At 60.8% G+C, this 20,265-nt stretch carries 21 protein-coding genes and 1 pseudogene; 13 read left to right on the plus strand and 9 right to left on the minus strand.

Annotated features, from left to right (window positions below; translation table 11 throughout):
* Positions 1-284 precede the first annotated feature (284 nt).
* The 3 genes from NH195_RS07345 to NH195_RS07355 all read right to left on the minus strand — a co-directional run bounded on the left by NH195_RS07345 (position 285) and on the right by NH195_RS07355 (position 3,354).
* Positions 285-1,382, minus strand: a complete 1,098-nt coding sequence (locus NH195_RS07345) for a quaternary amine ABC transporter ATP-binding protein (protein WP_081423823.1) — start codon at positions 1,380-1,382, stop codon at positions 285-287.
* On the minus strand, positions 1,375-2,265 hold the full coding sequence (locus tag NH195_RS07350; protein ID WP_202906494.1) for an ABC transporter permease: 891 nt from the start codon (positions 2,263-2,265) through the stop codon (positions 1,375-1,377). Before NH195_RS07350 ends, NH195_RS07345 begins: the two co-directional genes overlap by 8 nt.
* A gap of 75 nt (positions 2,266-2,340) precedes the next feature.
* Positions 2,341-3,354, minus strand: coding sequence for a glycine betaine ABC transporter substrate-binding protein (locus NH195_RS07355; RefSeq protein ID WP_066705092.1), 1,014 nt, complete (start codon positions 3,352-3,354; stop codon positions 2,341-2,343).
* Between the two features lie 373 nt (positions 3,355-3,727).
* Here NH195_RS07355 and NH195_RS07360 point away from each other — a divergent pair, with 373 nt between their 5' ends.
* The 4 genes from NH195_RS07360 (at position 3,728) to NH195_RS07375 (ending at position 7,811) form a co-directional block, all read left to right on the plus strand.
* Positions 3,728-5,515: an ABC transporter transmembrane domain-containing protein gene (locus NH195_RS07360; RefSeq protein WP_066705094.1), complete on the plus strand. Its 1,788-nt coding sequence runs from the start codon at positions 3,728-3,730 to the stop codon at positions 5,513-5,515.
* An 87-nt stretch (positions 5,516-5,602) separates the two neighbouring features.
* Positions 5,603-6,025 carry a peptidoglycan-binding protein LysM gene (gene lysM, locus NH195_RS07365; RefSeq protein ID WP_066705096.1) on the plus strand — a complete coding sequence of 141 codons (423 nt, stop codon included), beginning with the start codon at positions 5,603-5,605 and terminating at the stop codon, positions 6,023-6,025.
* Positions 6,026-6,212: 187 nt separating this feature from the next.
* Positions 6,213-6,494 carry a hypothetical protein gene (locus tag NH195_RS07370; RefSeq protein ID WP_066705099.1) on the plus strand — a complete coding sequence of 94 codons (282 nt, stop codon included), beginning with the start codon at positions 6,213-6,215 and terminating at the stop codon, positions 6,492-6,494.
* A 39-nt stretch (positions 6,495-6,533) separates the two neighbouring features.
* Positions 6,534-7,811: a DUF2254 domain-containing protein gene (locus tag NH195_RS07375; RefSeq protein ID WP_066705101.1), complete on the plus strand. Its 1,278-nt coding sequence runs from the start codon at positions 6,534-6,536 to the stop codon at positions 7,809-7,811.
* On the opposite strand, the gene NH195_RS07380 is transcribed toward NH195_RS07375, so the two are convergent.
* A complete protein-coding gene (locus NH195_RS07380; RefSeq protein ID WP_066705104.1) occupies positions 7,775-8,893 on the minus strand; it encodes a beta-ketoacyl-ACP synthase III in 1,119 nt (372 codons plus the stop codon). The genes NH195_RS07375 and NH195_RS07380 overlap by 37 nt on opposite strands.
* 241 nt (positions 8,894-9,134) lie before the next feature.
* Between NH195_RS07380 and NH195_RS07385 the strand changes: the two genes are divergently transcribed.
* The 3 genes and pseudogenes from NH195_RS07385 to NH195_RS21865 all read left to right on the plus strand — a co-directional run.
* A complete protein-coding gene (locus NH195_RS07385) occupies positions 9,135-11,033 on the plus strand; it encodes an acyl-CoA synthetase (protein ID WP_066705106.1) in 1,899 nt (632 codons plus the stop codon).
* A 255-nt stretch (positions 11,034-11,288) separates the two neighbouring features.
* Entirely contained in the window at positions 11,289-11,501 is a 213-nt protein-coding gene (locus tag NH195_RS07390) for a hypothetical protein (protein ID WP_066705108.1), read from the plus strand.
* 89 nt (positions 11,502-11,590) lie between these two features.
* A pseudogene (locus tag NH195_RS21865) lies at positions 11,591-11,845 on the plus strand (hypothetical protein); the annotation flags it as partial.
* A gap of 49 nt (positions 11,846-11,894) precedes the next feature.
* Here the strand turns inward: NH195_RS21865 and NH195_RS07395 are convergent.
* From NH195_RS07395 to NH195_RS07415, 5 genes are all read right to left on the minus strand, one after another.
* Positions 11,895-12,398 (minus strand): GNAT family N-acetyltransferase, encoded by a 504-nt coding sequence (locus tag NH195_RS07395; protein WP_162265853.1) that lies wholly within the window; start codon positions 12,396-12,398, stop codon positions 11,895-11,897.
* A gap of 193 nt (positions 12,399-12,591) precedes the next feature.
* Entirely contained in the window at positions 12,592-14,235 is a 1,644-nt protein-coding gene (gene groL, locus NH195_RS07400; protein WP_066705113.1) for a chaperonin GroEL, read from the minus strand.
* A 39-nt stretch (positions 14,236-14,274) separates the two neighbouring features.
* Complete coding sequence (groES, locus tag NH195_RS07405) at positions 14,275-14,562, minus strand: co-chaperone GroES (RefSeq protein WP_066705114.1); 288 nt, start codon at positions 14,560-14,562, stop codon at positions 14,275-14,277.
* A 216-nt stretch (positions 14,563-14,778) separates the two neighbouring features.
* Positions 14,779-15,192 (minus strand): hypothetical protein, encoded by a 414-nt coding sequence (locus NH195_RS07410; RefSeq protein WP_066705116.1) that lies wholly within the window; start codon positions 15,190-15,192, stop codon positions 14,779-14,781.
* A 101-nt stretch (positions 15,193-15,293) separates the two neighbouring features.
* Positions 15,294-15,923 carry a DUF2161 domain-containing phosphodiesterase gene (locus NH195_RS07415; RefSeq protein ID WP_202906495.1) on the minus strand — a complete coding sequence of 210 codons (630 nt, stop codon included), beginning with the start codon at positions 15,921-15,923 and terminating at the stop codon, positions 15,294-15,296.
* Positions 15,924-16,028: 105 nt separating this feature from the next.
* On the opposite strand from NH195_RS07415, the gene NH195_RS07420 reads away from it, so the two are divergent.
* The 6 genes from NH195_RS07420 (at position 16,029) to NH195_RS07445 (ending at position 20,264) form a co-directional block, all read left to right on the plus strand.
* The gene (locus NH195_RS07420) at positions 16,029-16,949 is read left to right on the plus strand and encodes a manganese-dependent inorganic pyrophosphatase (protein ID WP_066705118.1); all 921 of its coding nucleotides are present in this window, start codon (positions 16,029-16,031) and stop codon (positions 16,947-16,949) included.
* Positions 16,950-17,018: 69 nt separating this feature from the next.
* Positions 17,019-17,735: a hypothetical protein gene (locus NH195_RS07425; protein ID WP_066705122.1), complete on the plus strand. Its 717-nt coding sequence runs from the start codon at positions 17,019-17,021 to the stop codon at positions 17,733-17,735.
* Between the two features lie 31 nt (positions 17,736-17,766).
* The gene (locus NH195_RS07430) at positions 17,767-18,246 is read left to right on the plus strand and encodes a GNAT family N-acetyltransferase (RefSeq protein WP_066705123.1); all 480 of its coding nucleotides are present in this window, start codon (positions 17,767-17,769) and stop codon (positions 18,244-18,246) included.
* Positions 18,246-18,626, plus strand: coding sequence for a hypothetical protein (locus tag NH195_RS07435; RefSeq protein ID WP_066705125.1), 381 nt, complete (start codon positions 18,246-18,248; stop codon positions 18,624-18,626). The genes NH195_RS07430 and NH195_RS07435 overlap by 1 nt, the downstream gene beginning before the upstream one ends.
* 63 nt (positions 18,627-18,689) lie before the next feature.
* Entirely contained in the window at positions 18,690-19,562 is an 873-nt protein-coding gene (locus NH195_RS07440) for a TIGR01459 family HAD-type hydrolase (RefSeq protein WP_066705127.1), read from the plus strand.
* A gap of 258 nt (positions 19,563-19,820) precedes the next feature.
* The gene (locus tag NH195_RS07445; protein ID WP_066705277.1) at positions 19,821-20,264 is read left to right on the plus strand and encodes a MaoC family dehydratase; all 444 of its coding nucleotides are present in this window, start codon (positions 19,821-19,823) and stop codon (positions 20,262-20,264) included.
* The last annotated feature ends 1 nt before the right edge of the window (position 20,265 follow it).

A 20,265-nucleotide genomic window follows, 5' to 3' on the forward strand; every position in this document is an offset into this window, starting at 1 on the left:
AACCAAAGCCCCCCAAAAGCCCCACACAAGCGAGCCCGCCCCAATACTCTTGTGAATCACCGGGACATGCAGGTCGTTTTTCACCTCATGGGTGTAAACTTCCCCGAATTACCCCAGCGTAAGGCGAGTAAAATGCCGGAATCATCTCGTTCTGTAGCCGTGTCGACCGCGAGTCGGTGCGACTCGGCTGCATTCTTGCCGACTCGCGTGACATGAAGACGACTCGGCCACGAAAAAGGGCGGGGTCTCCCCCGCCCTTTCCCATTTCCACTCTGTCGCAACGCTCAAGCGTAGCGCACATCCTCGTCACTGTCGCTTTCCAGCGGCTTGAGCGCATTGATCGCATCGTCGAGAGAGACAGCCCCGAGCGGTTCACCCGTGCGCGACACCACCGGACATTTGCGATCCGGGGCACGCGTGAGTTTCGGCAGCGCCTGCTCGATGGACATCCCGCCCTTGAGCGTCGCCCCCTGCCCTGTCTCGCCTTTCCTGGCAATCGAACGCAGGCGCACGACCTTGGCGCGGTTGATGTCGCGGATGAAGTCGGTGATGTAATCGTCCGCCGGCTTCATGACGATGTCCTGCGGGTCACCCGACTGAACGATTTCACCATCGCGCAGGATCGCAATCTGGTCGCCGATGTTGAGCGCCTCGTCGAGATCGTGGGTGATGAAGATGATCGTCTTGTGCAGTTCCTCCTGCAACTGCAACAGGATCGACTGCATGTCGGTGCGAATGAGCGGATCGAGCGCGGAGAAGGCCTCGTCCATCAGGAGAATATCCGCATCCGTCGCCAGAGCACGGGCGAGACCCACGCGCTGTTGCTGCCCGCCGGAAAGCTGCGAGGGATATTGCTCCTCGAACCCGGCAAGCCCGACCCGGTCGAGCCATTTGCGCGCCCGCGCGTCCGCCTCTTTGCCGTCGACGCCCTGAATCTCCAGACCGTACATCGCGTTTTCCAAAACGGTGCGGTGCGGCAGCAGGCCGAATTTCTGGAACACCATGGACATCTTGAAGCGCCGCAGATCGCGCAACTGCTTCGCATCCATCGCCAGAACGTCCTCGCCGTCGATCCAGATCTCGCCCGACGTGGGCTCGATCAACCGGTTGAGGTGGCGGATCAGGGTGGACTTGCCCGACCCGGACAGGCCCATGATCACCTGAATTCCCCTGGCCGGGATGTCGAGGTTGATGTTGTTGAGGCCCAGCGCATGGCCGTGTCGGTCCATCAGCTCCGGCTTGGTGGTGCCGGATTTGACATGTCCGAGCGCCGTAGTCGGGTTGTCGCCGAAAATCTTGTAGAGATTGCGGATCGAGACTTTGACATCTGCGTTCGGGGTATCGTCCATTGCGGGTTGTTCTGTCACGCTTGCATCAGTCATGGCCGGTCTCCCGATAGGCTTGCAGGCGTTTGCCGTAAGTCTGGCTCACCCGGTCGAAGATGATGGCCAGCGCCACAATGGCGAGGCCGTTCATCAGCCCCAGCGCCAAATATTGGTTGCCGATGGCGCGCAAGACCTGCGTCCCCAGCCCCTTCACCCCGATCATCGAGGCAATGACCACCATGGAGAGCGCCATCATGATCGTCTGGTTCACCCCGGCAAAGATATTGGGCAGCGCGAGCGGGATCTGGACCCCGAACAGCTTTTCGCGCGCCGAGGCACCAAAGGCATCGGCCGCTTCCATCACATCCTTGTCGACAAGTCGGATGCCGAGATTGGTCAACCGCACGATGGGCGGGATGGCATAGATGCACACCGCGATCAGCCCCGGCACCTTGCCGATGCCCAGAAGCATCACCACCGGGATCAGATAGACGAAGGAGGGGATGGTCTGCATCACGTCGAGGATCGGCGTCACGATGGACTGTGCCCGATCCGAACGCGACATCAGAATGCCGACCGGAATACCCAGCGCCACACAGACCAGAGTGGCCACAGTGATCATCGCCAGCGTCGCCATGGTGTCTTCCCACATGCCCATGAAGCCGATGAGCAACAAAGACAGCACAGCACCGATGGTGATTTTCCAGCTACGCGCACCGAGCCATGTGATGATCGCAATCACCAGAATGACAATCGGCCAGGGGGTGTTGATGAGAACCTTCTCGAACCAGACGAGAAATTTGAGAAGGGGATTGAAGAAGGCCTCGAGCGCTTCGCCATATTGGCGGGAAAAGGCGCGAAACCCTTCGTCGATCCCCTGCTTGAAAGCCGAGAGATCGCTCCGGCCCAGAGAGGGGAATTCAGTGAGAAACTCCAGCAAGTTTTCACTCCTATATATAGAGGATAGGGCCCGCGAGGGTATCGCAGGCCCAAAATGATCAGACAGATCGAACGGTCAGAGTGCGTCCTTGACCTTTTCGGCGACCTCGGGCGTCACCCACTGGGTCCAGATGTCCTCATGTTTCTCAAGGAACTCATAAGCGGCATCTTCGCCGATGGCCTGATTGTCCGTCATGTAAACGAGCATCTCGTTCATCACCTCGCCCGGGAAGACCCGCGCCTTGAGGTAATCGAGCACGCCTGCGGGCGCGATCTCCGGCACGTCCTTGGTCACGACGGTCGAGACTTCGGATTTGGTCCAGCTCGACGGTTGCGGATCGGCGCATTCATCGACCGATTTCACCATGCAGCCGTCCCAGTTCTCCGACCCGGCCCATTCGGTTTCGAACGGCAGAGACACGAGCTTGTACTTGCCGACCACGGCGGTCGGGTTCCAGTAATAGCCGAACCAGTACTCGTCCCGGTCGGCGGCTTTCGCAATCGCACCTTCGAGACCGGCCGCGGAACCCGGATCGACCAGCGTCCAGCCCTTGTCTTCCATGTCGAAGGCACGGAACATGTTCGCGTTGGCCGGCTGACAGCCCCAGCCCGCCGGACAGCCCATGAAGGCGCCTTTGCTTTCGTCTTCCACGTAGGGGAAGAATTCCGGGTGTTCGAGCACCTTCTCGACCGTGTCGATTTCCGGGTGATCCTTCGCGAATGCCGGTGTCACCCACCAGCCCTCGCCAAGCCCGGTGATCGGCCCATCGAGAAGCTTGATCATGCTGCCCTCTTCCAACGCTTTCGCGAGAGGCTCGCGCACCGCATTGGTCCAGAGCTCCGGCGCGATCTGCGGCTCGCCCTTCTCGTTCATCGAGGCGAACAGCGTGTTCGTGCCGCCATTGATCAGCTCGACGTCACAGCCGAACCCCTCTTCGAGGATGATGGCATCGACATTGGCCATCAACTCACCCGAGGCCCAGTTGAACTCGGCGATCTTCAGAGCGCCACAGTCCTCCGCCGCGAAAGCGCCGCCGGCCATGGTGCCCAAGGCCAGAAAACTGACCGCAAATAGTTTGTTGTTTTTCATAAGGGGGACTCCCGCTTACTTCGTGTGAGTTCTCCGATCCCCGCGCTCTTGGCGTCTCAGGACCAGTCACCACCCCGAATTGGGCGATTTCTCCGCGCTTGCCGTTCGCTGCCCATCGAAGGAGCGCCTCGGCCTCCCCCTCTCACATAAGCATGCAGAGAAGACCATGAGGCACGATCCGGCGGAGCGTGACCATAACCCAACATATCACGCCTCGTGATGCAACCATCTTCCCGGACACCGCGACCTCACGCCCCGTCTGACACGAAAAATTCACGAAACTTCGCGCAATCCCCGCAGGTGTTGCGCCAAAGCGACGCGCGCACTATCAGTCATGCACCTATGCGCACTTTACATATACGAAGGACAGGACATGGCCGCCGACCGCACTCTTACGGATGCCGCTGACCGCGAGAAATCGAAACACATCGGCGCCCTCGGTGCGCTCTGGCCTTTCATCCGGCCCTACAAGGGGCTGATGATCGCCGCCCTCGTGGCGCTGGTGATCACCGCCTGCATCTCCCTCATCCTCCCCGTCGCCGTGCGCCGGGTGGTCGACGGGTTCCAGAGCGCGGGCGTCGTCCTGCTCGATCAGTATTTCGGCGCGGCGCTGATGATCGCGGGTGCCTTGGCGCTCGGCACCGGCATGCGCTACTACCTCGTCACCCGTCTGGGCGAACGCGTCGTGGCCGACATCCGCAAGGCGGTGTTCGACCGGATGATCCGCATGTCGCCCGCCTTCTATGAGCGCATCATGACCGGCGAGGTGCTCTCGCGCATCACCACCGACACCACGCTCATTCTCTCCGTCATCGGCTCCTCGATCTCCGTCGCTTTGCGCAACGCGCTCATCATGGTGGGCGGGCTGATCCTCATGCTCTTCACCTCGGCGAAACTCACCGGGCTGGTGCTTCTGATCGTCCCCGTCGTGATCGTGCCGATCGTGGTTCTGGGCCGACGCCTGCGCAAACTGTCGCGCGAGAACCAGGAATGGATCGCCTCGTCTTCCGGCACCGCCTCCGAAGCGCTTCTCTCCGCCCAGACCGTGCAGGCCTTTACCGGAGAGGCGCAACAGGCCGAGCGCTTCGATGCCGTCACCGAGAAAAGTTTCACCTCCGCCCACACCCGCATCAAAACCCGCGCCGTGATGACCGTGATCGTCATCGCGCTGATTTTTTCCGGCGTGGTCGGCGTGTTGTGGATCGGTGCCCGAGACGTGCGCACCGAAGCCATGACCATCGGCGAGCTGGTGCAATTCGTGATCTACGCCATCATGGTCGCGGGCGCCTCCGGTGCGCTGTCCGAGATCTGGGGCGAATTGCAGCGCGCCGCTGGCGCGACCGAACGCCTCGTCGAGCTTCTGTCCTCCGAGGACCCGGTCAAGGACCCCGCCGATCCGAAACCCTACCCCCTGCCCGCCAAAGGCGCGATCTCCTTCAAAGACGTGCGCTTCTTCTACCCCTCGCGCCCGACGACGCCCGCCCTCGATGGCGTGTCCTTCGACATCCAGCCGGGCGAAACCGTCGCGCTCGTCGGCCCCTCGGGCGCGGGCAAATCCACCATCATCCAGCTCCTGCAACGCTTCTACGATCCGCAGGAGGGCGTCATCTCCATCGACGGCATGCCACTCTCCGACATGGCCCGTGGCGATTTCCGCCGTCACATCGCGCTGGTGCCGCAAGACCCGGTGATTTTTGCCGCCTCCGCCGCCGACAACATCCGCTTCGGACGCCCTGACGCACCGATGGACGAGGTGATCAAAGCCGCCAAGGCCGCCGCCGCCGATGAGTTCCTCGCCAAACTCCCCGAAGGCTACGACTCCTACGTCGGCGAGCGTGGCATCATGCTGTCGGGCGGCCAGAAACAGCGCGTCGCCATCGCCCGCGCCATCCTGCGCGATGCGCCAATCCTTCTCCTGGACGAGGCCACCTCCGCGCTCGACTCGGAGAGCGAACGTGCCGTGCAGAAAGCCGTCGAAGATATGGCCCGCACCCGCACCACGCTGATCGTCGCTCACCGCCTCGCCACCGTGAAGAAAGCCGACCGCATCCTCGTCTTCGAGGACGGCAAGATCGTCGCCACCGGCACACATGACGCCTTGGTGGCCGAGGGTGGGCTTTACGCGCGGCTTGCAAAGCTCCAGTTCACAAACGAGGCGTAACTCCGGGGAGAAACCGGTGAAATTCCCGTTTTCATTCCGTCACATTCGACGGATAGTCTGAGCCGACCCTATGACAGGAGATGAGTGATGGGACTGTTCAGCTTTGTGAAAGACGCCGGCAAGAAAGTGTTCGGCAAGAAGGAAGAAGAACCGAACGCGGACGATCTTCTCGCCGAAATCAAGGCCTTGGGTCTTGAGGCCGATGGCGTCGAAGTGGCCGTGGATGGCGACAAGGTGGTGATCGGCGGCACGGTCACCGATCAGGCGACCAAGGAAAAGATCATCATGGCCGCCGGCAATGTCGAAGGCATCGCCTCCGTCGAGGACACGCTCGAAGGCGCCGACCCGGTGTTCCACGAGGTGAAGAAAGGCGACACGCTCTGGGCGATCTCCAAGACCGCGCTCGGTGACGGCAACCGCTACATGGAGATCTTCGAGGCCAACAAGCCGATGCTCTCCGACCCGGACAAGATCTACCCCGGCCAGATGCTGATCATCCCGCAGGGCTGATCCCGCCGAAACCGCCAAGACATCCGGAGGGCGTCCTCACAAGGGCGCCCTTTTGCATTTGGCAAAGGCCCTGCCCCGCTGTGCGCCTCTCCGCTTATCGTTTTCATTTGCGAAACAATGCAATGGCCGTTTCGAGACAATCTGATTAGTTTACCCCCCGTAGTGACGAGGAAACGGACCGCCCACGTTGGATGAGAGCACAAGACAGGATTGGCTCGAGGAACAGATCATCGCATGTCTTCTAATCGAACGGCAAAGCCCGTATGATACGCTCAAGACACTGTTGGCGCATCCCGATCTCGCCGACCCGATGGCCGCCGTCTTTGCCCTGACCACCGTGGCCGCCGATCTCTCCGGCTGGCACGAACCCGTCCTCCACGATCTGTCGAACCGCTGTTTCGAGGCCGCCACCCTGTTCATCTGTGAGCTCTGGGCCGATGGCTATCGGCTTGAACCGCCCGCAGATTGAGCCATCATAAGGGGAACCCCAAAGGCATAAGGCCCAGAGATGCCCGATGTTCTGAAAAAACCCCTGTTGCTATTCCGGCGCTATTATCATGCGCTCTGGCTGCGGGTGACGCTCTATGCGCTTATGTCGCTCGCCGTCTCGCTGATCACGCTCGTGCTGCGCCGCTACATCCCCGAAGAACTGGCCCAGCGCATCGACACCGCGGCCGTGTTACCGGTCCTGACCATTCTCGCCTCCTCGATGCTGGCGGTCTCGACCTTCACCCTCAATGTCATGGTCAGCGCGCATAGTTCGGCAGCCAATACCGCCACGCCGCGCATTCACCGTCTGTTGCTTCAGGACACGACAACGCAATCGGTCCTGGCCGCCTTCATCGGCGCGTTCATCTTTGCGCTGAGCACCATCATCCTGTTCCGCACCCATCTTTACGGCGATGACGAGGCGGTGGTGGTCATGGCGCTCACCATTGTCGTCGTGGTGGTGATCATCATCGCCATGCTGCGCTGGATCGAGCATCTGAGCCAACTCGGCAGCCTCGACAACAGTCTCAATCTGGCCGAAACGGAAGCGCGGCGCAGCATGGCGGCGCTGCGCAAAGACCCTGCTTTGGGGGCCAACCCTCTGACGCCCGAGACGATCCTGCCGGAGACAACATCGCCGCTCCGCGCTCCGAAAACCGGCTATATCCAGTTCATCGACACACGGGCGCTCAACAGTTGCGCAGGCGACCACGGGTTGGTCTATATTTTGCACCGCCCCGGCGCTTTCGTCCTCGAAGGCACGGCTCTCGCCCAGCTCTCCGGCATGTCGCCCGACAGCGATCTCGACGCCATGGCCCGCGCCTTCGTCATCGGCACAACCCGCACCCATGAGATCGACGCGGAGTTCAGCCTCAGCACCCTGTCGGAAATTTCCTCGAAAGCCCTCTCCCCCGGCGTCAACGATCCCGGCACCGCGATCGACGCCGTGACCCGGATGACCGCGCTGTTCTGGGAGGCCGCGCACATCGCGCCAACCGACACCGTGCGCGCGCCGCAGGTGTTCTGCCCGGCCCCCTCGGCACGGGCGCTGATCGACGCGGCGTTTGCCGCCACCGCCCGCGACGGCGCCGGTCAGATCGAGGTCACCCGCACCCTGCGCCGGTGTCTTCTGTCTCTGACGGGGGCGCCGGACGAGGCGCTTGCCGAAGCGGCTAGAGAGATGGCCGAGCGCGCTTTGGACTATGCCCGCGCAGCCTTACCGCTTGAGAGTGAGAAACTGGAACTCGGCGACGTCCCGGCTCAGAGCTTCTCGACCACCACAGAGCCGACCGAATAGCCCGCCCCAAACGAGCAGATCAGCCCCAGATCGCCCGCGCTCATCCCGTCGTGATGCTGGGCAAAGGCAATGATCGAGCCGGCCGACGAGGTGTTCGCATAGTCCTGAAGGATGTTCGGCTGTTCTTCCGGCTCCGGCACCCGCCCCAGAACCTTCTTGCCGATGTAATCGTTCATCGACTTGTTCGCCTGATGCAGCCACATGCGTTTGAGCCCGGTCGGATCCTGCCCTTCTTCTTCCATATGCTGCGCGATGTGATGCGACACCAGCGGCAACACCTCTTTGAACACCTTGCGCCCGTTCTGCATGAACTGCATGTCGCGGCGGTCTTCCATCTGGTCATGCGCGCGGCGCAGGAAACCGTTGTTGTTGCGGATATTGTTGGAGAACTGCGTGGCGCAGCGAGTGGAAAGCACTTTGAACTGCGGCGTCTCGGCTACGTCCGAGGACTCCAAAAGCACGGCGGTCGCAACATCGCCGAAGATAAAATGACAATCCCGGTCGCGCCATTCGAGATGGCCGGAGGGCAACTCCGGGCACAAAACCAGCGCGCGTTTGATCGAGCCTGCGCGGATCATGTCCACCGCCGTCTGGATGCCGAAGGTCGCCGAGGAACAGGCGACATTCATGTCGAAGGCAAAGCCGCCTGCGCCCAGAAGCGCCTGAATTTCCACGGCCATCGCCGGATAGGCGCGTTCCATGTTGGAGGCGGCGCAGAGGATCAGGTCGATGTCCTTGGCCTCGACACCGCCCATGGCAAGCGCCTGCCCCGCGGCATCGACGGCCATCTCCGCCATCAGCGAAGGCTCCTCGTCCAAGCGTGGCGCATAGCGCGGGCACATCCGGGTCGGGTCGAGAATACCCTCTTTCTCCATCACGTAGCGGCTTTCGATGCCGGAGGCCGCAAAGATGAACTCCGAGGAGGAATAGCTCTTCGCCTCGACCGTCCCTGCCGCGATCTCGTCGGCATGCTCGGCATTGTAAAGATCGACATAGGCATTGAACGACGCGACAAGCTCGTCGTTGGAAATCGCATAGGGCGGCGTAAAAACACCCGTTCCGCTGATCACAACCTCTTTCATCGCACCGCTCCTTTGACGTATTCAGAGTGCGCGCACACTAGTCAGGCGCAAGGGGTTCGTCCACTGTTCCTGACCGGGCGATATAAATTCTGACGTCGCGTCCAAGGGGGAATTTCGTCGCATGACGCTGCGTTTCGCCTACCGGGGGCGCTCTTGCGCGGTGCGGGGATTGCCCGCATCATGACCGCGAGGAGACGCACGTGCCGGAACGAACCGCACGGCGGCATAAGGGGAGGACAGCATGCCATCCGATTTCAGCTCGCTTCAGGCGCGCAACGCTATTGACGCGGAAATGCCGTGGGAGGCACGCGATGTGCCGGTCACGATCTATGAACGCCTGAAGAAAACCGCACAGGCATTCGGGGATCGCCCGGCGTTTTCCTATCAGATCACCTCCGGCCCCAAGGACAAGGCGGAGACCCTGACCTGGTCCCAGACGCTTCATAAGACCACGCAGGCCGCGAACATGTTCCGCGCGCTCGGTGTGCATGAGACCGACGTGGTTGCCTATATCATGCCCAATGCCAACGAGACGGTGCTGACCTTCCTCGGCGGCATGGTCGCGGGCATCGTCAACCCGATCAACCCGCTTCTCGAACCGGAACAGATCGCCGCCATCCTGCGCGAAACCAATGCCAAGGTCGTGGTGACGCTGAAAAGCTTCCCGAAAACCGACGTGGCCCAGAAGGTCGCCGAAGCGGTGCGTCACGCGCCCAATGTGAACACGGTGCTCGAGGTCGATCTCCTGCACTATCTCACCCCGCCGAAGAAATGGATCGTTCCGTTCATTCGTCCGAAGAACGACGATGCGCGCGCGCATCACGCCGACATGCTCGATTTCAACACCGAGTTGGCGAAATATCCCGGCGACAAACTCAGCTTCGCCGATGCCACGGAAGACCGCGTTGCCGCCTATTTCCACACCGGCGGCACCACCGGCATGCCGAAGGTGGCGCAGCACAAATATTCCGGCATGATCTACAACGGCTGGATCGGCTCGCGCCTGTTGTTCACCGAGCGGGACAACATCATGTGTCCGCTGCCGCTGTTCCACGTCTTCGCCTGTCAGGTGATCGTGATGAGCCAATTGGCCTCCGGCGCCCATGGTGTTTACCCGACCCCTGCGGGCTATCGCGGCGAGGGTGTGTTCGACAATTTCTGGAAGCTCTGCGAGCGCTGGAAAATCTCCTTCATCATCACCGTGCCGACCGCCGTCTCGGTCCTGATGCAGCGCAAGGTGGATGCCGACATCTCCTCCGTCCGCATGGCATTTTCCGGCTCCGCGCCGCTGCCCGTCGAACTGTACAAACGCTTCGAGCAGGCCGCGGGTGTCGAGATCGTCGAGGGCTACGGCCTCACCGAGGCCACCTGTCTCGTCTCCGTCAACCCGGTGGGCGGCCCGAAAAAGATCGGTTCCGTCGGCATTCCCTTCCCGCATACGGACGTGAAAATCCTGCGCCACACCCCCGAAGGTCCGGTGGAATGCGCCGTCGACGAGGTGGGCGAGATCTGTATCGACAGCCCCGGCGTTTTCGCGGGCTCGACCTACACCGAGAAGGACAAGAACCACGACCTGTTCCACCATGACGTCTATCTGCGCACCGGCGATCTGGGCCGGATCGACGCCGACGGTTATATCTGGATCACCGGGCGTGCAAAGGACCTGATCATCCGCGGCGGACACAACATCGACCCGGCCGAGATCGAAGAGGCGCTGGCCGGACACGAAGCCGTCGCCATGGCCGGGGCCATTGGCCAGCCCGACGCGCATGCGGGCGAGCTGCCCTGTGTCTATGTCGAACTCGTTGAGGGGGCTTCCGTCACGGCGGACGAGCTGATGGCCTATGCCAAGGTTCACATCCACGAACGCGCCGCGATCCCGAAACATGTCGAGATCATGGACGAGCTGCCGAAAACCGCCGTGGGCAAGGTGTTCAAACCCGACCTGCGCAAGCGTGCCATCACCCGCATCTACAACGCGGCTCTGGAGGCCGAAGGGCTCACCGCCCACGTCATCCAGGTGATCGACGACAAGAAACGCGGCCTCGTCGCCCGGGTCGATCCGGCCGCCAAAGCCGAGGCCGAACAACTCTCCCATGTGCTGGGCCGCTTCACCAACCCCTGGGAATGGGCCGAGTGAATCAGAGAAGAAACATGGGCTGACGGCCCGAAACGACATTGCGAAAAGCCCCGCTCCGGCGGGGCTTTTTCGTGGGCCGGAACCTCATGTCTTTAAAATTCGACGGTCTTTTCTGGCCTTTAATCGAATTTCAACCTTTCCCACGCCATGATTGTGCCCAGATCGCCACCTAACGTGATCTCCATCCCGCCGGTACATTCGGAAAACACCGGCCTCTCGACCCTTGAACCAAACCCGTTGGAAAAGGACTGCGCCATGCTCGTCGGACTGCTTTCCCTCTCTCTGCTCACCGCAGCTCTCGCCACCGGACTTGGCCTGGGACTCGGAATGCCGCTTTGGCTCGGACTTGTCACCCTGCCGATGATCGGCAGTGTGACGCTTCTCCTGCTGTCAGCCCTGCTCTACGGCTTGCGCGCCACCCCGAAGGAGCACACCGCACTTCCCGAGGGCGATCATCTCCTCGCCTGAGCGCTTTTAATCCTCCCGGATCTTGCGAACCATAAGCCGCGAGAGACGCCCCGGAGACAGTCGGTTGAGCCAAAAGGACAGCCGCGGCGATCCCGGCTGGCTGGTTTACGGTCGGCGGATCACCCAGGTCTCCGCCGACGACCGGAAGCACGCAGACGGAGCGCTGTTTCGATCCGACAGTGACGCGGCTGATGCAGGAAATCCGCAAACGACAACCAGAGGCTAACCCGGTCCGGGGTGGCGCCTATTTCGTCTTCACCGTCTCGGCGATGCTCTCTGTCTGCACCTCACGCTGGCAGATCGCAGCGCTGGCCGGGGAAGAGCCGCCCCGAAAACAGCCTGCCCGATTTCTGCGAAGCAGGCTGCGAGACCGGGACACGGGCGTGATCCGCCTCAGAGCAGATCCTCTTCGCTCAGATGCGCATAGGCATCCGGGTAGATCAGCGTCTCCTGCGCCATGCCGGTGCCCGGTGCAATCGGATAGAGCAAAGTGTGTTCCGGCATCATCTTGGTTTCCAGACGCGACGCCGCCAGTTTGGAAAAGCCCATACGCGAGAAATAGCGTGCATCGCCGATCACGATCACAGCCTTCGCTCCCGCGCGCTTGGCATGATCCATGCCCCGCACCACAAGCTCCCGCCCCATGCCGCGCTTATGGTGGCTCGGCGAGACGGCCAGAATCGACATCACCCACCAGTCTTGCGGCAGCACCATCCGCGCGCAGCAGATATAGCCCAGAATGGACCCTTTATCGTCAAAGGCCACACGCTCCATCGCGACCGCCTCTTCGCGCCGCAATTCCCTGGTGAAGCGGTACATGTCGGGACCTCCGAATGTACTGTCCAAAAGGATCGACAGCGGAAGTTCATCGTCTTGCGTTAAAGCGCGTAAGTGCATTTCTTGCCCCATGGACATAAGGTTTCCCGTCAGCCTTGCAGATGCAGAAAGTCCAAGGCAAGCAAGAACATTCCCCGTGCAGCGCGGCAACGCCTTCTTTATCCGCTCGCCGAAATTTCATGCAACCGCATAACTGAAACTCATAAAAAAGGCTGCCCGAAGGCAGCCTTTTCATAGGTTTATGACGGGGCGATTACATCATGCCGCCCATGCCGCCCATGCCGCCCATGTCCGGCATACCGGCACCTGCGCCGTCTTTCGCCGGTTTGTCGGCAACCATGGCTTCGGTGGTGATCAGCAGACCGGCAACGGAGGCCGCGTCTTCCAGAGCGGTGCGGGTCACTTTGGCCGGGTCGATCACGCCGAATTTGAACATGTCACCATATTCTTCGGTCTGAGCGTTGAAGCCGAAGGCGGTGTCGGTGGATTCGCGGACTTTACCGGCCACAACAGCCCCGTCCACACCGGCGTTCTCAGCGATCTGACGCAGCGGCGCTTCGATGGCTTTGCGCACGATGGTGATCCCGGCGTTCTGATCGGCGTTCGCGCCTTCCAGACCTTCGAGAGCCTTGCCGGCCTGAACCAGAGCCACACCGCCGCCGACGACGATGCCTTCCTGAACGGCTGCGCGGGTCGCGTTGAGAGCATCGTCCACACGGTCTTTGCGCTCTTTCACTTCCACTTCAGTCATGCCGCCGACCTTGATCACCGCCACACCGCCAGCGAGTTTGGCAACGCGCTCTTGCAGTTTCTCACGGTCGTAATCGGAGGTGGTTTCCTCGATTTGGGTACGGATCTGGGCCACGCGGGCTTCGATCTCGGCCTTGTCGCCAGCGCCGTCGACGATGGTGGTTTCGTCTTTGGTGATGGAGATTTTCTTGGCGGAGCCGAGCATGTCCATGGTGACATTTTCAAGCTTCATGCCGAGATCTTCGGAAATCACCTGACCGCCGGTGAGGATCGCGATGTCTTGCAGCATGGCTTTACGGCGATCGCCGAAGCCCGGTGCTTTCACAGCCGCGATTTTCAGGCCGCCGCGCAGTTTGTTGACCACGAGGGTCGCCAGCGCTTCGCCTTCCACGTCCTCGGCGATGATGAGGAGCGGTTTCTGGGACTGGATGACCTGCTCGAGGAGCGGCACCATCGGCTGGAGCGAGGAGAGTTTCTTCTCGTGCAGCAGCACGATGCAGTCTTCCAGCTCGGCGACCATCTTGTCCGGGTTGGTCACGAAATACGGCGACAGGTAGCCACGGTCGAACTGCATGCCTTCGACCACGGTGGTCTCGGTTTCCATGCCTTTGTTCTCTTCGACGGTGATCACGCCGTCATTGCCGACTTTCTGCATCGCGTCGGCGATCTGGCGACCGATTTCGGTCTCGCCGTTGGCGGAGATGGTGCCAACCTGAGCGACTTCGTCGGAATCGGCAACCGGACGCGCGGAAGCTTTGATCGCTTCGACGACTTTGAGGGTCGCGAGGTCGATACCGCGCTTCAGGTCCATCGGGTTCAGACCGGCAGCAACCTGCTTGAGGCCTTCCTTGATGATCGCCTGCGCCAGAACGGTCGCAGTGGTGGTGCCGTCACCGGCTTCGTCGTTGGTGCGGGAAGCGACTTCCTTCACCATCTGCGCGCCCATGTTTTCGAACTTGTCTTCAAGCTCGATCTCTTTGGCCACGGACACACCGTCTTTGGTGATGCGCGGGGCGCCGAAGGATTTTTCCAGAACCACGTTGCGGCCTTTCGGGCCGAGGGTCACTTTCACAGCGTCGGCGAGGATGTTCACGCCTTTGAGCATGCGGTTGCGTGCGTCGACGTCAAACTTGACTTCTTTAGCCATTGTTCACTCCGTAAATTCGGTTTGAGGGGATCGGATGTCTCAGGCGATGATGCCGAGAATGTCCGACTCTTTCATGATGAGAAGCTCTTTGCCGTCCACGGTGATTTCCGTGCCGGACCATTTGCCGAAGAGGACGATGTCGCCCTCTTTGACGGACGGTGCGATCAGCTCGCCGCTGTCTTTGCGAGCGCCTTCGCCCACGGCAACGACTTTGCCTTCGGCGGGCTTTTCTTTCGCGCTATCGGGAATGATGAGACCACCTTTGGTCTTTTCGTCGCTCTCAACACGTTCGACCACAACGCGGTCGTGCAGCGGTTTGAATGCCATCTTCGAGGCTCCTTCGCTCAAAGTTCCAGGTTTGCATCCACCCTCACGGGCGGGGATAAATCATGTGTTAGCACTCATAGGGTTCGAGTGACAACGACGCATAGTTAGGAAGGAGGTGGAAGTGAGTCAACAGGGGAGATGGGGAAATTTTGATGCGGTGTGCGCAGGGCGTTCGTAAAATTACTCGCGTTCGAATTGACTAATCTTAGGGTAAATCTAAGAGAGGCGCTCAATACGAAAGTTAGTACAAAGCTCAGGCTTGGCGAAATCATCTTCGGCCAGCTCTGCCGCGAGCGGCCGAAGCACCAACTTTATGTGACCAACATCGCATCTTGCAAAATCATAGATGAAATAGCTTTGGGACGCACAGTCAACGACGACCGCCGCAGTTGCATCGCCATCGTTCTCAAAGCCTAATCTTCGGAAGCTATTCACATTCAAGGCCACTGAACTGTCGCAGACTGGCCGCAGCACAAAGGAGGAAAACATAGTCTGGACGATGTCTTCCCACTCATCATAGGCCTCTTCGTAGTCCGTCGCGATACCTGCGGTCTCGGCGATCGGAACAAGGGCTTCGAGCGCTTTGATGCATAGTCCCACTTGCGCTTTAATATCGACAGCTTGGTTCAATTCTTTTCCTCTTAAACAGCCAATTAGACTAGCATAATTTCACTTGTGTTTTGATGAACGACAGCAGCGTATGCACAGCAGCCATTCACAAAGCAAATCACTCAACCCACCACCCCATAAACCCCCAAACCAACCTTCTCAAACCACCCATAATGATTGTCCCGCATCATACGGGTGGCATTCTTCACTCCCGTCGCCCGCGCCACCTCCGCCCCCTTCGACGGCCCATTCTCCCGCAAATAATCCCGGCATTTCTCCGCGTCCTGACGATAGGCGGTCACACGCCCGCCCGCCGGAGTGCCCCCCAAATTCGGATCCCCCTCCCGGCGTTCGAATTCGGTCAAAAGCTTCCCGGCCTTCGCCTTGTTCTTACGGGGCACAAAAGCACGCGGCTCGTGATGCACTTGCACCGTCTGCTCCGCCACGTTCACCGAAATCACCCCAAGCCCCAGCCGCTTACACAGCCCAAGGTTCCCCTTGAACATCCGCCACGCCGCCCTGCCCTTCCAACGCGGCACCGCCAGATAGACCTGATCGGAAATCGCCTGCCGCGCCACGCCCTGTTGCAACAACAAGAGCGAAAACCCGGTCTTCAACTCGACGATCACCGTCTCCTCGCCCCGAACCGCCACCACATCCGCGTCCCGCACCTCCGCCTTCACAACATATCCCAGCCCCTCGAAATGGGCTTTCACGGGCGGATAAAGATCGGTTTCGCGCAGCTTGGTCATGTCCCATGTGTTACAGCCAAGCCGTGAGCGCTCGCAAGGCGTGACAACCCATGCTGCACCGCCTATAAGGCGTCCGAAATCGCCAATATCCATGGGACAGCTCACATGACCACGCTTGTTTTCGGCCACAAATCCCCCGACACCGATTCCACCGGCTCCCCGCTCATCTGGGCGTGGTATCTGAACGAAGTGAAAGGCGTCGACGCCAAAGCCGTCCTTCTGGGCGAGCCGAACACCGAGGCCGCTTTCGTCATCGAAAAATGGGGCTTCGACAAGCCGGAGATCATTTCCGAGGTTGCCGAAGGTCAGGACGTCGTCATCGTCGACACCAACAACCCCGCCGAGCTGCCCGCCGCGATCAACGACGCCAATGTCACCGCAATCATCGACCACCACAAACTCGTAGGCGGTCTTGAGACCAAAGGTCCGATCGACATCACCATCCGTCCGCTCGCCTGCACCGCCACCATCATGTACGACCTGATGGGCGACGACGCCGACAAGATGCCCGACAACATCAAGGGCGCGATGCTGTCCTGCATCCTCTCCGACACGCTGGAATTCCGCAGCCCGACCACCACGGACGTGGACCGCGCACTGGCCGAGAAACTGGCCTCCGAGCTGAACATCAATCTGGGCCAATACGCCTCCGAGATGTTCGAAGCCAAATCCGATGTGGCCGCCTTCTCGGACGCCGAGTTGATCCGCATGGACTCCAAGGAATACACCGTCGGCTCGACCGACCTGCGTGTCTCCGTGCTGGAAACCACCGCGCCGAAGATGATCCTCGACCGCAAGGACAGCCTGATGGCCTCCATGCCCGCCGTGGCCGCCGAGGACGGCGCCCATGAAGTGCTGCTCTTCGTTGTCGACATTCTTAACGAGGAAGCCACGCTGCTGGTGCCCAACGACACCGTGAAAGCCATCGCGGAGGCCTCCTTCGGCTGCACCGTCGAGGGCGACACCGTGGTGCTTCCGGGCATCATGTCCCGCAAAAAACAGATCATCCCGAACCTCAAAGTCTGATCGACTTTTCAGGTTCAATAGGTTTTCAAGGGGTGCGGAAATCCGCGCCCCTTTTTGTTTGGTTGTGTCATGTTGTTCACCCCCCGCCGTCTTTGGCTGTTCACCCTTCTCTATGTCCTCGCCACCTTCGGCGCGGCGCCGATCCCGTTGGGGAAGTTGGCCGAAAAAGTCCCGGACGCCATTGGCGACGGCGGCGCAAGCGCCTTGTTCATGTCCGAGTTTCTCGGACTGGCCCTCGCGCCCCTCTTCGCCCCGCTCGCGCTTGTGCTCACGACGCCTCCCGTAGCGATCCGCGTCCTGATCTCGCTCCTGTGGCTGCCGAGTCTCCTGATCCTGATCATGTCGGGACCGGGGATGACACATATCTTTCTCTATATCTTCGTCACATGGGCGGCGCTGATTGGTCTCTGGGCCCAGCGCTCACGCATGGGGCAAGCCCTCCTCCTCACGGTCACGTTCATCTCCCTCTGGTCGCTTGGAACCATGGCCCTCGCAGCCTCTCAGATCATCGCCAAGACCCAAGGCGCGCCCTATTGCGTGGCCCGTTCCGGCGCCCCGATCCATTCCATCGCAGAGCTGCGCGGGCTGGCGTTTTACACCGACGAAACCGGGTTCAAATCGACATCGCGCTGGACCTTCCACGGCGTCCTCCTCACGGAAAATCAGGCCTGGAACTGGTCGCCACAGCGCCTGCGCTTCGATCCCATTCCCGAGCCGGTCTTCCCCGACACCCGCCGCCCGGAGTGTCCGCTTGAATCGCACTTCCTGCGCAGGCATATCTTCTGAACCAACCGCAGAAGCCCCGAAGGAAAGCCCCATGCTCAAATCCCCTGACTTCATGCGCGAGATGAAACGCGGCGAGGAAACCGCCGTCGCAGATCTCCTGACCGAGGCTTTCGGCCAGAAAGACGAAGCGCACCTGGTCGAGGCGCTGCGCAAATCGCGCGCCATCGCCGGTGAAATGGTCCTGCCCATGAACGGCGAAGTGATCGGATATGCCGCGCTCTCGACCATGCTCTCGCCCAAGGGCTGGCTCTGCCTCTCCCCGGTGGCGATCCGCCCGAATCTTCAGGGCCGCGGCTTTGGCCGTCGTCTCACCGGCATGATCACGCAATGGGCCGAGATGTCCGGTCAGACCGTCGTTGTCCTCGGCGATCCGGATTTCTACAGCCGCTGTGGATTCAAAATGATCGCCAACGGCTTCACCTCCCCCTACCCGCTCACACATACGTTGACGGCAGGCCCGGCCAAGGCCAAGGTGAAAGACCTGATCTATCCCAAAGCCTTCGGTGCCTGATGCCTTCATTTCCGCTTTTGTCCCGGATCACTGCCGGAATTTGTCTGGCCCTCGCGATCACGATTTTCGTCGCTCCGTCGTTGTTTTTCTGGCTCTTCCATCTCGACCCCTCCGTGACTGGTGCCGTCATGGCCCGCCGCGCCGCCGTTTTGTTCCTCGCCCCCGCCCTGTTGCTCTGGGGCCTTAAGGACATCGCCAAATCCGACATGGCGCGCATGGCCATCGCCCGCGCCATCGCCGTGACCATGCTCGCAATGGCGCTTCTCGGGCTGAGCGAATTCGCTCTGGGCCGCGTCGGACCGGGGATCGGACTGGCCGTGATCACCGAGGCCGCGCTGTTCTGGCTCTGGTATGGGCTGATGAAAGACCCGCAGCGCTGATCTCCACTGTCCTTTTGCGACCACGCGCGCTAGGTAAGGCACAACGCAAACAGTGAGGCCGCGATGACCCGCCTGATCCGAGAGCTTTCCGAAATCTCCAACGAATACGACGCGTTGTTCGTCGACCTCTGGGGCTGCATGCACAATGGAGTCACCGCTTTTCCTGAGGCGGTCGCGGCGATGCAGAAGTACCGCGCAGGCGGCGGCAAGGTCGTTCTGGTCACCAACTCCCCCCGGCCCTGGCGCTCCGTCGCCGATCAGATCGCGGAATTCGGCGTGCCCGACGACGCCTGGGACGCCATCGCCACCTCGGGCGACTCGGCGCGGTTGGCAATGTATCTCGGCGTGGTCGGTCAAAAGGTCTGGCACATCGGCGAGATGTTCGAAGCAGATTTCTTCCAGCCGATGGAACTTCTCGACGCGCCGCTCGACGTGACCGTCGTGCCGCTCGAGGAGGCCGAGGGCATCGTCTGCTCCGGCCCCGAGGACCCGCTGGCCGACCCGGAGATTTACCGTCCGCAATTCCTCTATGCCAAACAGAAGGGGCTCAAACTCCTCTGCGCCAATCCCGACATCGTCGTGGACCGTGGCGAGGTGCGCGAATGGTGCGCGGGGGCATTGGCGGCGCTTTACACCGAGATGGGCGGCGAGAGCCTCTATTTCGGCAAGCCGCATCCGCCGATCTACGACCTCGCCCGCAGGCGTCTGGCACAGATCGCGCAGATCGACGACAACCGCATTCTCTGCATCGGCGACGGCATCGGCACGGATGTGATGGGCGCGATCGGCGAAGGGCTCGACGTGTTGTTCATCACTGGCGGTCTGGCGGCGCAGGAATTCGGCCCCGATCCGGTCAACCCCGATCCGATGCGCCTCAAGATGTGGCTGTCGGAACAGAACCTCTCGCCGACGGCCGCGATTTCCTTCCTGCGCTGAGTATTTTCGACAGCAAAGGAAACAGGGCGTCGGAGCGATCCGACGCCTTTTCTCATGTTTGAGAGGCCTGTCGGGGTCCGACAAAAGTCCGACACAAATCCGACGTTAATCCGACAGGGCAAACCGGGCCAGATCGCCCCCTTTTTGCAACTTATTTACAATAATTGCGCAAACATGAAAATTTTCTTTCGCGCAATATTGTTTCTTAACTTCTTTTTCGCTATGCTGCACCGCAACATCACGAAGGAATCGGAGATCATGTTGGACAATCAGCCGCGCGGCACCATCTGCATCGAAGACATCGAGATCGGCATGACGCGCTCCCTGCGCAAAACCATCACCGATCATGACATCGAACTGTTCGGCGAGGTTTCGACCGACCGCAATCCGGTGCATTTCGACGACGCCTATGCCGAGGATACGATTTTCGAGGGACGCATTGCCCATGGCATGCTGACCGCCGGGCTGATCTCTGCCGTGATCGGCGAACAGCTTCCGGGGCATGGCACGATTTACATGGGGCAAACCCTCAAGTTTCTTGCCCCTGTGCGCCCCGGCGACACGGTGCTCGCAGAAGTGACAGTGACCGACATCCAGCACGCGAAACGCCGGGTTGCCCTTGATTGTCGCTGCACCGTGGGCGATACCGTGGTCCTGAAAGGCGAGGCCATGGTGCTTGCGCCCAGCAAAAAGTTCGACTGAC

The organism is Celeribacter ethanolicus (genome assembly GCF_001550095.1).
Lineage (GTDB): Bacteria > Pseudomonadota > Alphaproteobacteria > Rhodobacterales > Rhodobacteraceae > Celeribacter > Celeribacter ethanolicus.

Excerpts from the sequence above, each read along its gene's own strand:
- NH195_RS07345 (WP_081423823.1), bottom strand. The coding sequence starts at position 1,382 with ATGACTGATGCAAGCGTGACAGAACAACCCGCAATGGACGATACCCCG.
- NH195_RS07355 (WP_066705092.1), bottom strand. The coding sequence starts at position 3,354 with ATGAAAAACAACAAACTATTTGCGGTCAGTTTTCTGGCCTTGGGCACC.
- NH195_RS07360 (WP_066705094.1), top strand. The coding sequence starts at position 3,728 with ATGGCCGCCGACCGCACTCTTACGGATGCCGCTGACCGCGAGAAATCG.
- lysM (WP_066705096.1), top strand. The coding sequence starts at position 5,603 with ATGGGACTGTTCAGCTTTGTGAAAGACGCCGGCAAGAAAGTGTTCGGC.
- NH195_RS07375 (WP_066705101.1), top strand. The coding sequence starts at position 6,534 with ATGCCCGATGTTCTGAAAAAACCCCTGTTGCTATTCCGGCGCTATTAT.
- NH195_RS07380 (WP_066705104.1), bottom strand. The coding sequence starts at position 8,893 with ATGAAAGAGGTTGTGATCAGCGGAACGGGTGTTTTTACGCCGCCCTAT.
- NH195_RS07385 (WP_066705106.1), top strand. The coding sequence starts at position 9,135 with ATGCCATCCGATTTCAGCTCGCTTCAGGCGCGCAACGCTATTGACGCG.
- NH195_RS07390 (WP_066705108.1), top strand. The coding sequence starts at position 11,289 with ATGCTCGTCGGACTGCTTTCCCTCTCTCTGCTCACCGCAGCTCTCGCC.
- NH195_RS07395 (WP_162265853.1), bottom strand. The coding sequence starts at position 12,398 with ATGCACTTACGCGCTTTAACGCAAGACGATGAACTTCCGCTGTCGATC.
- groL (WP_066705113.1), bottom strand. The coding sequence starts at position 14,235 with ATGGCTAAAGAAGTCAAGTTTGACGTCGACGCACGCAACCGCATGCTC.
- groES (WP_066705114.1), bottom strand. The coding sequence starts at position 14,562 with ATGGCATTCAAACCGCTGCACGACCGCGTTGTGGTCGAACGTGTTGAG.
- NH195_RS07415 (WP_202906495.1), bottom strand. The coding sequence starts at position 15,923 with ATGACCAAGCTGCGCGAAACCGATCTTTATCCGCCCGTGAAAGCCCAT.
- NH195_RS07420 (WP_066705118.1), top strand. The coding sequence starts at position 16,029 with ATGACCACGCTTGTTTTCGGCCACAAATCCCCCGACACCGATTCCACC.
- NH195_RS07425 (WP_066705122.1), top strand. The coding sequence starts at position 17,019 with ATGTTGTTCACCCCCCGCCGTCTTTGGCTGTTCACCCTTCTCTATGTC.
- NH195_RS07430 (WP_066705123.1), top strand. The coding sequence starts at position 17,767 with ATGCTCAAATCCCCTGACTTCATGCGCGAGATGAAACGCGGCGAGGAA.
- NH195_RS07435 (WP_066705125.1), top strand. The coding sequence starts at position 18,246 with ATGCCTTCATTTCCGCTTTTGTCCCGGATCACTGCCGGAATTTGTCTG.
- NH195_RS07440 (WP_066705127.1), top strand. The coding sequence starts at position 18,690 with ATGACCCGCCTGATCCGAGAGCTTTCCGAAATCTCCAACGAATACGAC.
- NH195_RS07445 (WP_066705277.1), top strand. The coding sequence starts at position 19,821 with ATGTTGGACAATCAGCCGCGCGGCACCATCTGCATCGAAGACATCGAG.